Below are 11,856 nucleotides of genomic sequence, written 5' to 3'. Positions count from 1 at the left end.
CCAATCCTGAACAAACATATTATACCGGACCAGGCAGTGATTAATCAATCCCTATTTTCAAGACTTTCAATTCTATTTCTATCGATCCTATTTCTCTCAGGTTGCTTTAACAGATCGGCCAATCACTGGTCTGATTTAGTTCCCGACGATACCCCGTTCGTTTTGGTACCGGAGCAGAATAAAACCATCCTTGATCTAATGGAGGCCTCCTACATTCCTCTTATGGATGATATTACTCCTTCTGCCATTCAGCTTATAAACAGGATTGAAGAGCAATCCGACAACGGTGTAATGATCGAAGCCGTTCTCTTTTATACGGATACCGCCAACGATTGGCAGCCTATCTGGATATCCAAATCCCAACCCGGCCTTTTTGAGAAGTTAGTCGAGAACTATCAAAAAAGATTCGAGCAGAATGAATATTACTTTAAAGAACATACGATAGAGAAGATATTTTTATCGGATCGCGTGATGTTTGCGTTTCAGAATGGTGATTATTTCATCTTTTCTGAGTCAAGTCTGGGAATTGAAAACATGATCCGGACCTTAACCGGCGAAAAAAACTCTATCGAATTAACACAGGAGCAAACTGCACCGGGTTCGTTTATTGCCAACACAGAAAGTCTGGAATACTGGATTCAACAGGTTGCACAGGTTACTTACCGTCCTCAACTGCAAAACATATTAACAGGCGGCAGTCCTGTATCTTTTCGGTTTGATCAGATAGAAGATGAAAATCCGGTTTGGAGAATGTCAGGGGTAATGGATCTTTCCGAAGATCGATCGACACTGCTGAGTTCAATTTCGCAACCCTCAGATGAGTTTACACTGGATCGATACATTCCTATGAACAGTGCAGCTTTCTCGCTTCAAAGATTGCAAACGCGTTCAGTTCCCGCCGACGATTTGCAGGCAGAGACCGAAGTTGACAAATATATAGAAGATAATTCCTCTATTTGGCAAAACATTTCGGAAGTGCTCGGCGATGAATTTGCTTTCGCTACTTTTGACCAGTCCGGAGCTGAAAGTGCGAGTGAATTTCTCTACTTGAGAAAAATTACTGACCCTGGTACAGTTCGATCAGAGCTTAACAAACTGGTGCAGGAAGATTTAGCCATCCGCGATGGCAACACCTTTTCTATTCGAAGCAGCTGGCTTGCCAAACTTTTTGGAAGTGAGCTTAACCCCATGGTTGATTTTTATGTCACCGTTTATAACGAAGTAGCAGCTCTTGCCAGCCGAAAAGGACTTTCTGAAAGTATCGGTGGTGATGCCAGCCGACGGCGGGTAATGTACTACGATGATGATTTTATGGATATAAAAAACTCTCTTCCTTCATCACTGAGTTCGCTTTTCTTTATGAATGCATCTCAATTTGGAAATTTTGTACAGCCGTGGCTCTACCCACAACACAATTTAAATACCATACTCTCACCACTGGATCAGTTTGTCATCACCACAGAACTTGTTTCTTCTGATCAGCTGGAGGTACAATTCCATTCATTTAAAAGAGAAACCGTCGATCAGCCCTATCGTGAACGTTGGATTTTTCCCCTGGGAGGAGCTGAAATCACCGGTCCATCCGTATTAGCTGACATTACGGGCAGCGGGCGAAATGAAGTGATATTTTCGACCAATCGCGGAAATGTTTATGCACTTGCGACCGACGGTACCACCGTTCTGGAAACATCAACCGGCTCAGACACCCCGGTAGGACCGCCGGTTGCTTATGACTGGTACGGCAATAACCAGAAAGTTATCCTGCAGGCGGCCGGAAATAAAGTCTATGCGTGGAATAATTCAGGAGATGAACTTCCAAACTTCCCAATTATCCTTGAGGAATCCATCACAACCCCATTAACTGTAGAAGATGTAACGCGTAACGGTGTGGCTGAATTGATTGTTGGAACCAATAATCGAAACTTCCACATACTAGATTCGCGCGGACAGGCTATTTCCGGGTGGCCCCAAAGCACCAATACTGTTGTTAACGAAAAACCCTTAATCGACACGTATTTAGGTCAGCGATCCCTTTTTGTCTATTCAGAAAATACACTGCATGCATGGGCCATCAATGGGCAGAGACGAAGTGGATTTCCGGTATTTTTACCCGCACAAATCCATGGAGCTCCATCCATGTTTAAAGATCACATTATGGGAGCCGGTTATGATGGGAATCTATATGCGATAGGGAGAGATTCTCTATTTACGGATTCACTCTCTGTAACTCACTCAACTGACTCTCTATTCGTACAGTCCATCCAGGTGTCGAATACTTCTCTTAATGCAACTCCAAAAAGTTACAACCTAATGATGAGAGTGGATGAGGAGTTGATCCGTGATGATTTTGTTTTAGCACAGGCCAGCAATGGTTCACTCTTTTTATACGATGATATAGGTCAGTTAATTTTCACACAAAGCATGGGTCAACCATCTTCAGGAAGTTTTACCCCGATAGTTACTGATCTTGGCGGCAATCAAAGAATGGATTTAATTTCATTGGCGGGCTTTGGGCGTCTCTATGCTTGGGATCTGATATCTAATCGAAGACTGTTAGATCTGCCAACCACGGGCATGAATTATCCGATTATTTACGATATCAACGGGGATGGCAATAAGGAGATCGTTGCACAAACCAGAGATGGCATGAGAGCCTGGTCGATCATTCGCACCCGCATGGAAGGTGAGACGGAATAAATTTCTAAAGAATATCTCCCAGAGCTGTTTCCAGGTCTTCAAATTCAAACTCAAAATCTGCTTTTTGAAGCACTTTAGGCTGAACTCTCAGGCTTGCCAATATGGGTTCAGCTGCCTCACCTAATGCGATATTGAGCAGGAATTCCGGAACTTTAAATATTGATGGGCGATTCATAACACTTCCCAAAGCGTTAGCCAGCTCATTCATCGTTGCCGGATTTGGTGAGCAAGCATTGTAAGGTCCTCTAAAATTCTGATTTTTTATCGGAAACAGAATGGCATTACACAGGTCTTTCATATGTACCCAAGGCACATATTGATCTCCGGTACCGATTGGGCCTCCAACAAAAAATTTAAACGGTGTGATCATCTGCTCAAGCACACCACCACCCTTCTCGAGCACAATGCCAATTCTCGGGTTTGCAACGCGAACACCAAGCGATTCCGCTTTTTTTGATTCTTTTTCCCAGTCTTCGCATACCGTTGCCAAAAAATCAGACCCGAAAGGGCTCTCTTCATCTAAAAGCGTATCATCCGAATCACCGTAAATTCCTACTGCAGAAGCCGAAATAAAAAGCTCCGGTCTGTCTTCGGTAGTCTCCATTGCTTCCACCAGGGAGCGTGTTGTATTGATACGGCTCTCGTATATTCTGTTTTTCACTTCATCCGACCAGCGCTGGCCAAAAATGCTCTCGCCTGCAAGATTAATCACAATGTCCATATCAAGCATTCTTTCTGTTGCCTGATCCAAAGTAATAAACTGCTGATTTTTAGAACTTACAGACTTATACTTTTCGGGAGATCTTGTAACAATCGTCAAAAAATGTCCGTCTTTTAGCAGCTCTTCACTTAGATATTCGCCAATAAATCCTGTACCGCCAGTAATAAGTATATTTTTTTCTTTCATAGTATTTAGTAAACACTTTGGGTAAGCAGATCAATCCAATCGATTTAAAGAAGTGCGTAGAAATAGAAAAACACAAAAGGAGCTGATAGAATCATCGAATCGAACCGGTCAAAAAATCCACCGTGTCCCGGCAGTATAGATGAGGAGTCCTTCACCCCTGCAATTCGTTTTATACGGCTTGCAGAAATATCTCCGAGTGGTCCTGCAATACTGACGATCAAAACGGCCGGTACCAGTGTCCATAGCTCAAGCGGATAGGATTCTGCTGCATAGTAGGCAATTAAAAAACCAACGGCGGCTCCAAAAAATCCAAAGCCAAAACCTTCCCAAGTTTTTTTAGGACTAATTTTTGGTGCTAGTTTATGTTTGCCGAATGATTTTCCTCCAAAATAAGCGAATACATCATTTCCCCATATCATCAGCATTAGTGTCATTGTAAGCCAAAAGCCTTCAATCGGTGCTCCAAGCTCTCTGATGTTGATGAGCATTACAAAACCTACCGCCGGATATACCCCGGTAAACAGAGTGGAAAGCCATCTAACGGATGTTTCCGAATGTTTGCTTATCACAGCGATGACCGTCAAAAGTGCTGCCGCCGCTGCGATGGATAGATTTAACCACTGTGGCATAAAGTCAGGATTCCATACCAGCAGTACGAAGACCAGTGATACAGGGAAAAAATCACTAAATCCCGTTTGCTGCATCATTCTGTGTACTTCCCAAACCGTTAGTAACAAAATGGCAAGTATGGCTATTTGAAATGCGGCCCCACCCAGCCAAATAAGCCATATAAATAGAGCTGCAGCCGGAACACCGACTAAAACGCGCTTTGATAACTCACTCAAGATTCATCCTCCTCATCCTCATCTTCATCCTGATCCTCGTCCACATCTTCATCCTCTATCGGTTCATCGAGCTCTTCCAGTGCCTCTCTGGCTTCTTCTTCGAACTCATTAGGCACATAGAGGTATACCATCGACATTTCACCAATATTGAGACTGTAAGACCGATCTCTTTTAGATAAAATATTGGAAGGTATCTGCAGGCTGTTCAGATAGTTTTTAGCCATCTGTACTTCATATTCAGTACCTCTTTCAAGTATACAAACCCAATTTTCAAACTTATTTGGTGTAGGATCCTTAAACATAAATTACTCCAGAATAGCTTCTGTTCGATGGATCATAGTATAAATCACTCCCGCGGTAAGTATGATACTGGCCAATAGCAGCCAAACCGATGGCAGTGTCTCAGCGGATACATCTCCAAAGGCAAGATCGGGGTAGGCTGTGGCCAGTAGAACCGCACCTCCGTTATTTACAAAATGTGCGACTATAGCCGGCCAGATGCTTCTGCTAAGCCACGTCATTGCAGCAAGCAGGATTCCTAATGTTGCCAGCGGTAAAAGGTTTGGCACCTGCAAATGAAACATCCCAAATACAAACCCTGAAAGAATAATAGCCAGGAGGATTCCCCAGCTTCTTTGAAAAGCTCTGAAAATGTAGCCTCTGAAAAGTATTTCTTCACAAATTGCCGGAACCAGTGCAATGTGGAACAGGCCAAACCATACAATACCCTCTGTTTTCAGAAACTGCTCAAACATCTCGTACTGCGACACCTGCAGATCTGACCACGACTCAGGAATTGGAAGCAATGAATTGAAGTAGCCCAGATAAAGAATAATCGGCTGAACAACTACAACCAAAACGGCACCTAAAAAGACATAAGTGGGGGTATCCTTCTTCCATCTAAATCTGAGAAAATTAGATACTTTCTCCCTTTTTAGGTGAAGTTTGGTAATAAGAAAGGTTGTGGCTCCCAAAAAAACGATCTGCCCTGTGGAATTGCCAATAAATAGCAGATCGAGATGATTATGCAACACCTGTTCCACTTCTGCAGCCGATGTGATTTCACCAAAAATCAGCAGCAATGCGAAGAAAACAACACCGGCCGTTACCTGAAACATCACAAATGCTACAATCAGCCAAATAAGAGCTACAGCCCAGTCTGCAAAACCGTTACGTTCCGCCCAGGATTGAATTTGTAATTTTGAGAATGAGTTACCCGATGAATCTTTGGTCATAAATTTAGAAACTTATCTCGTCTTCCTTCTTGGCAAATATCTTAACTCCAATCATAGCGGTTGCCATATTCAACAGTCCAGGTATCGGAATACCAATAAACAACTGTTTAAAAAAAGACTGGTCGCCCATCGATTGGGCCATAGCGTCTACCATATCGTTGCTTGCATCTTGTGGAAGATCCATCGCTTCAACATTTGCGATAGTTGCATCGATAAGTTTTTGTGTGTATTCGGGATCTATCAAAAGCCATAACTCATTTAAAATGGTGCTAAACAGTACAATAGCCGCTCCGGTTAAAAATCCAACCAAGGCCCCCTGGCCCAGTTTCATAAATGGACTAACTTCCTTTGTGTAGTGCCAAACTGCCAGCATACCGGCAAAAGCTGTTGCCAGGCAGATAACACCGCTGCTTATCATTACAGGAGAAATAAAAGATCCTGAAGGTTCTGCGTTAATCTGCTGATAACCGAAATAAAGTCCTATCACAAAGCTTACCAAGCTAAATATTGCTCCCACAATTGCAATGGACGGCCAATAGCTGCTAAAGCTGAATGATTTCTCCTGTTCCTGATTTACTTCTTCCATTTCCATAATTGTCCCGTTTTATTTAGTTGATTGAAACAAATCAGCAATCACGATTGAACTGAACATTCCGAGAGGTAGTCCCAATAAGAATCGAGAGCTGTTTGTATTTTCCCACAGTAAAAATAAGTTGCCTGAATAATCGATGATTTGAAGTAAGCCTGCAAACAAAAGACAAATAAAAGGCCATTTTTTTTCTGAAATCATATCTTTTAACACTGGAATGAGTATCCAGCCTGCCAACAAACCTGAGAAAATGCCGAAACATCGGGTATTAACCGCCATTAATTCTCCCATAAATGTGAACGTGCGGTTTGGTAATTGATGGCATACCCCGCTAAATAGCTGTTCTGTCCAGTGTAAACCGTCTGATCCTCCCCACAAACCGCTTCCCAGCGAAAACAGAACCAGAAGTATGAGCCCAACGAGAACTCCTGCATATAGCGCTTTGAACTTCATCTATCGGCTTGATTTTCCAAATGCATCAGAAAATGCCCCGGAGCCTTACACGGACGCCGGGTTTTGCTGTCAGTAAAGCAGAGATTCACTTGACCCAGTATATGTGGAGTATCATTCCGTTCTGTAAAAACCCGGTAATATGTTTCGAGGCGAACTAATGGTTTATCAAAAACAGATATCTCAATGTTCATCTCTTCATCATAAAAAATTGGAGATTTATACTCGATTTGAGAATAGATAACCGGTAGCATCACTCCCTCTTCTTCAAGCTTTTTGTAGGAAAATCCAAGAGAACGGATCATTTCGGTTCGGGCTACTTCGAAAAACTCGAGGTATCTGCCGTAGTATACATACCCCATCTGATCTGTTTCCCCATACCTGCTTCTGAGCATGTGGTTGTACCGCAATACCGGATCCTTTTCCGGGAATTTAATCATCAGATCTAATCTTTTTTACCTGATGCCACTTCCCAGTCACCCATCGAGGCGTACTTTTCAATTCGTTGTTCAATCAGCTTATCACCCTTTAATTTCTTCAGCTTTTTGAGACTCTTTGTAATCTGCATCTTAACCGCCTCAGCAGCTTTTCCATAATCGCGATGTGCCCCGCCAAGCGGCTCAGGAATAATTCCATCAATAACTTTAAGTTCCAGAAGATCTTTAGCGGTAGGCTTCAGTGCAGAAGCAGCCTGTTCTTTGTAGTCCCATGTTTTCCATAAAATTGATGAGCAAGATTCAGGGGCAATAACCGAGTACCAAGTGTTCTCCATCATGTAAACCTCGTTACCCATACCAATACCGATAGCACCGCCGCTGGCACCTTCACCAATTACGATACTTAGGATTGGCACTTCCAGAACGGCCATCATCTTAAGATTTTTGGCAATTGCTTCCGCCTGTCCGCGCTCCTCAGCTTCCAGCCCCGGAAAAGCACCCGGTGTGTCGAGCAGCGTTACTACGGGAATGCCAAATTTCTCGGCCAGTTTCATCAGGCGATACGCTTTCCGATACCCTTCGGGATTAGCCATGCCAAAATTTCTATACTGACGGCTTTTGGTATCTCTTCCTTTTTGATGACCTATAATCATCACCGACTGCCCGTCGATGGTAGCAAAACCACCAACAATGGCCTTGTCGTCGGAGTGATAGCGGTCTCCATGGAGCTCAATAAAATCGTCCGTAATTCTCTCTATATAGTCCAGCGTGTATGGGCGCTCGGGATGACGTGCGAGCTGTACCCTTTGCCATCGAGTAAGATTGGTAAAAATAGATTCCCTCAGTTGATCAGCCTTTTTTCTAAGGCGGTCAATCTCAGGTTTCAGAACTTTATCATCAACAGAAATTTCCTGCAGTTCATCTATTTTCTTTTCCAGATTGGCAATGGGCTGTTCAAAATCGAGATATTGCATAACTATCAATTTATTTTATTCAGAATGACAATATAATAACAATTCTGCTGCGTGTTATAACACTTTTCTTATTCAGAAATTTCCATCTTTTCGGCAAAATAGGCACAAAAATCACGCATATCCCCGCTTATCCGCGGATCATTGATCGATTTTTCAAGTGTATCGGCCATGGTTACAAGTGTTTGATGAAAAAAGATTTTCATCTCATCCACGGTCATATCTTTCGTCCACAAGTCGAGCCGAAGTGTATCCTTTCGCTGATGATCCCACAAAGCAAGAATCATTGCGCGGCAGTTCGCCTCGTCGTACCCTTGCAGATCCGTGGCGCTCCACCGAATATTTTCAGGGATATTTTTTTCATCAAGCTCTACTTCAATATCAATTTTTTTATTCTTTTCAGACATGGGTTTCTATGGTTTACAATTTGTTCGTAATGTATCCAGCACAAACTGAAAATCTTCAGGCAGTTCTGAATTAAACTCTACATACTCCTCGGATCCGGGGTGAATAAACCCAAGCGTTTTTGCGTGAAGTGCCTGACGTTCCAGTTTGGAAAATAGGTTATTAAACATCGCTTTCCTCGAACCTGTGTTTGGTCCGTATCGCACCGAATTCCCACCATAAGTTGGATCACCAAAAACATAGAAATGCTCGTGCTGCATGTGAACACGAATCTGGTGGGTTCGGCCTGTTTCCAGATTAATTTTCAGAAGCGCTAAGTGGTCAAAACGTTCAATGGTTTCAAAATGGGTGACGGCACTTTTCCCCTTCTTTTCCTTCAAAACTGTCATAATTTTCCTGTCGCGAGGCGACCTGCCGACATTCCCCTCAATGGTACCGCTATCCGGCGGATTACCCCAAACGATTGCCCAGTAAGTGCGTTCTACACTCTTTTTAGCAAACTGTTTTGCCAACTTTTTATGAGCCACCTCATTCTTTGCCACCACAAGTAATCCACTGGTGTCTTTATCCAGGCGATGTACAATTCCGGGCCTTAAGGTCTCTTCATCATCTTTTGACAAGGTATCGGCATGATAGAGCAAACCGTTCACCATCGTCCCCGACCAGTTCCCAAACGCAGGATGAACAACCATTCCCGCCTCTTTATTTACCACAAGCAGTTCGTCATCTTCATAAACAATATTGATGGGAATATCTTCCGGTTTGGCTTCGGGAGCAGGAGGTTTTGGCAGGCTTATCTCAATTTTATCGCCCGGCTGCATGATGTACGAAGATTTCTCAAGTTTACCGTTCACCAGCACATGGCCGTCTTTGATCGCCTTCTGCACCTTATTCCGCGAGGCATTTTGAACGAAAGACGTGATATATTTATCCAGACGAACGTCGGTATGCTGTCCTTCAGGGACATTAAGCAAATATTCGGTTCTGTTCGGGTTTTCTCTTTCAACTAACATGCGGGCAAAAATACAAAAAATCTCAGTTCGAATTCAGTCAGGCGATTTTAAAACCCCGTATTAATTATTTGATGGGTTCGACGAATTATCTTTCACTTTTTGGCGAAGCATCATTTCAGTTTGATACAGATCTCCTTCTCTCAAAAGCTCCACCTGCATTTCATCCCCCACGTCGTAGTCTCGCAGAAGAGCCCAGGCATGCATTTCACTCATCACTCTTTCGTCTCCAATTCGTACAATAACATCGCCCGGAAGTATGCCGCACTCAAAAGCCGGGCCGTTTTTATTCACACTGGTTACCAGCAGCCCCTGAACGTATGGAAGTCGATATCGGTAAATGAGTTGCTCCGTCATGGATGTAAACTCCATTCCGGGATCATAGTCGAGCATCACAACTCCGCTGGTAAGCAGCTGAGATATAATTTTTTCAATTCGATTGCTCGGAATCGCAAAACTCAGGCCCACAAATCCGGCACTTGTGCCCCCTGTATAAATAAACGTATTCATCCCGATAACCTCGCCGTTGCTGTTCAGAAGCGGTCCGCCGGAATTACCCCGGTTAATCGCCGCATCCGTTTGAATCATATCAATAAATACGCGGGGATTATTCGGATTGGCTCTGAAATCCCGATTCTTTGCGCTCACAACGCCTACCGTAACTGACGGGCGGCCGTCGTCAAAAAGTCCGAAAGGATTACCTAAAGCAATCGACCATTCACCCACTATAACACTGTCTGAATCCGTAAAAGTTAAATAGGGAAATGTTTGATCGGACTGAATTCTGATTAGTGCTATATCTGTAAGTTCATCAAAACCCACCAAATCAGCCTCAAACGTTGAGCCATCTCCCATGGATATCATAATTTCTGATGGATCTTTGCCCACCACGTGCTGATTTGTTACTACCAGACCATCCTCACTAATAATAAAACCCGAACCCATGCTGGAATTTTCTTTGGGGAACTGATCACCGAAAAAGAATCTAAAAAACTCGTCTCTTGTTGGATCTTGTTGCCGGATTGGTTCAGTGGCCATAATGCTCACAACTGCTCCGCTTCCTTTTTCTACAGATCTTGTAATTGCATTTACCCGGCTCGATTCTATTCTGTCATCGGTCTCTTCAGCTTCAGGCGGTGAGATTAAGGAACGGCTGGCTTCTCCCTCTGAATTTTCCACATAGGCCGCCGAGAATGGTTCGCTATCAGTTAATTGGCTAGCCTCCGAATTGGTAACATCGTCACTCTCACCCGATGATTGACACGAGGCCAAAAACAGGGCAAATGTAAAAAGCGCGATATGTCGTAGAATTTTTTTCAATCTGAATTTAACTGCTTTCTGCCAATTGCTATCACATCTTCAATGGTTTTTTCCAGCGGTCCCGGATGCCAGGCTCCGGCTGCTTTTTTATGTCCGCCGCCATCCAGTTCCCTGGCCCACTGATTAACATCCACGTCACTTCTGGACCTGAGGCTCATCTTAACGCCATCCTCTGCTAAATCTTTCATTAAAATGGCAGCTTTCACACCGGCAATACTAAGGGGATAACTCACAAAACCTTCCGTGTCGCTATTGGTAGTGTCTGTTTTCTCAAGCATCTCTTGCGTAACGTACATCAATGCAATCTGATTGTTTTCGTACAATTTTATAGTGCCCAGTGCCTCGCTAAGCAATTTATACTGTGCCTCTGTTTTGGTTGAAAAAACCTGTTCAGCTACAATATTGGGCTTAAACTCTCCTCGTTTCAAAATATCGGCAACTGCCTCAAGCGTTTCAGGTGTTACGCTGTCGAATTGCAGTGAGCCGGTATCTGTAATAATACCAGTATAGAGCGCCTTTGCTGCATCCGTGTCAAGCTGCTCAATATCGTGTTCGTTATATAAATTATAGATTAGCTCACAGGTTGAAGACGCGCCGGGTACAGAAATCTGAAGATCAAACTCGTCGTTAGGATCGGGGTGATGATCTATCATCCAGAAAGGAGCCTCAATCGAATCAGTCCAGCTTTCTGAGTGGGCAAATCTGTGAAGTGCATTTCCATCCACTAAAATCACCAGATCACACTGTTTAATCTTCTCTAAATCAAATTCCTGAATTGGAAAGTAATGTGTGAGCCATTCAAGATTTACGGGTACGTCGTCATCGTTGAAGGCCTGTACGTCAAATCCATTTTTTTTCAACCAAAGAGACAGTCCAACCTGCGACCCAATACAGTCACCATCGGGCCGAATATGTGAAATAACACCAATTCGTTCGTATTTTTTTATCTTTTTGATGAATTCTTTAAACATAATTCTTTATCCTGAAGCT

The 11,856-nt window shown here is 43.3% G+C and carries 13 protein-coding genes; 1 reads left to right on the top strand and 12 read right to left on the bottom strand.

The genetic code is table 11. The annotated features are described in order from the left end of the window. Positions 1–36: 36 nt before the first annotated feature. Entirely contained in the window at positions 37–2,697 is a 2,661-nt protein-coding gene (locus U5K35_RS17110) for a hypothetical protein (RefSeq protein WP_322572736.1), read from the top strand. A gap of 4 nt (positions 2,698–2,701) precedes the next feature. Here the strand turns inward: U5K35_RS17110 and U5K35_RS17105 are convergent, their stop codons facing one another. From U5K35_RS17105 to U5K35_RS17050, 12 genes are all read right to left on the bottom strand, one after another. Further along, entirely contained in the window at positions 2,702–3,604 is a 903-nt protein-coding gene (locus U5K35_RS17105) for a TIGR01777 family oxidoreductase (protein ID WP_322572735.1), read from the bottom strand. Positions 3,605–3,648: 44 nt separating this feature from the next. Next, positions 3,649–4,449 (bottom strand): phosphatidate cytidylyltransferase, encoded by an 801-nt coding sequence (locus U5K35_RS17100; RefSeq protein ID WP_322572734.1) that lies wholly within the window; start codon positions 4,447–4,449, stop codon positions 3,649–3,651. Further along, the gene (locus U5K35_RS17095) at positions 4,446–4,751 is read right to left on the bottom strand and encodes a putative signal transducing protein (RefSeq protein WP_322572733.1); all 306 of its coding nucleotides are present in this window, start codon (positions 4,749–4,751) and stop codon (positions 4,446–4,448) included. Before U5K35_RS17095 ends, U5K35_RS17100 begins: the two co-directional genes overlap by 4 nt. 3 nt (positions 4,752–4,754) lie before the next feature. Further along, positions 4,755–5,684 (bottom strand): type II CAAX endopeptidase family protein, encoded by a 930-nt coding sequence (locus U5K35_RS17090; RefSeq protein WP_322572732.1) that lies wholly within the window; start codon positions 5,682–5,684, stop codon positions 4,755–4,757. Positions 5,685–5,688: 4 nt separating this feature from the next. Beyond that, positions 5,689–6,276, bottom strand: coding sequence for a DUF4199 domain-containing protein (locus U5K35_RS17085; RefSeq protein WP_322572731.1), 588 nt, complete (start codon positions 6,274–6,276; stop codon positions 5,689–5,691). Between the two features lie 12 nt (positions 6,277–6,288). Then, a complete protein-coding gene (locus U5K35_RS17080; RefSeq protein ID WP_322572730.1) occupies positions 6,289–6,726 on the bottom strand; it encodes a DUF2085 domain-containing protein in 438 nt (145 codons plus the stop codon). Then, on the bottom strand, positions 6,723–7,163 hold the full coding sequence (locus U5K35_RS17075) for a thioesterase family protein (RefSeq protein WP_322572729.1): 441 nt from the start codon (positions 7,161–7,163) through the stop codon (positions 6,723–6,725). Before U5K35_RS17075 ends, U5K35_RS17080 begins: the two co-directional genes overlap by 4 nt. A 5-nt stretch (positions 7,164–7,168) precedes the next feature. After that, positions 7,169–8,134, bottom strand: coding sequence for an acetyl-CoA carboxylase carboxyltransferase subunit alpha (locus U5K35_RS17070; protein WP_322572728.1), 966 nt, complete (start codon positions 8,132–8,134; stop codon positions 7,169–7,171). A gap of 68 nt (positions 8,135–8,202) precedes the next feature. Continuing rightward, entirely contained in the window at positions 8,203–8,538 is a 336-nt protein-coding gene (gene gldC, locus U5K35_RS17065) for a gliding motility protein GldC (protein WP_322572727.1), read from the bottom strand. A gap of 6 nt (positions 8,539–8,544) precedes the next feature. Further along, entirely contained in the window at positions 8,545–9,549 is a 1,005-nt protein-coding gene (locus tag U5K35_RS17060; RefSeq protein WP_322572726.1) for an RluA family pseudouridine synthase, read from the bottom strand. A 60-nt stretch (positions 9,550–9,609) separates the two neighbouring features. Next, a complete protein-coding gene (locus U5K35_RS17055; protein ID WP_322572725.1) occupies positions 9,610–10,866 on the bottom strand; it encodes a S1C family serine protease in 1,257 nt (418 codons plus the stop codon). After that, positions 10,863–11,837, bottom strand: coding sequence for a bifunctional oligoribonuclease/PAP phosphatase NrnA (locus tag U5K35_RS17050; RefSeq protein WP_322572724.1), 975 nt, complete (start codon positions 11,835–11,837; stop codon positions 10,863–10,865). The genes U5K35_RS17055 and U5K35_RS17050 overlap by 4 nt, the downstream gene beginning before the upstream one ends. Positions 11,838–11,856: the final 19 nt, after the last annotated feature.

The sequence above is a fragment of the Rhodohalobacter sp. genome (assembly GCF_034521535.1).
In the GTDB taxonomy this organism is placed as follows: domain Bacteria; phylum Bacteroidota; class Rhodothermia; order Balneolales; family Balneolaceae; genus Rhodohalobacter.
This window is presented reverse-complemented; position numbering and strand designations above follow the sequence as displayed.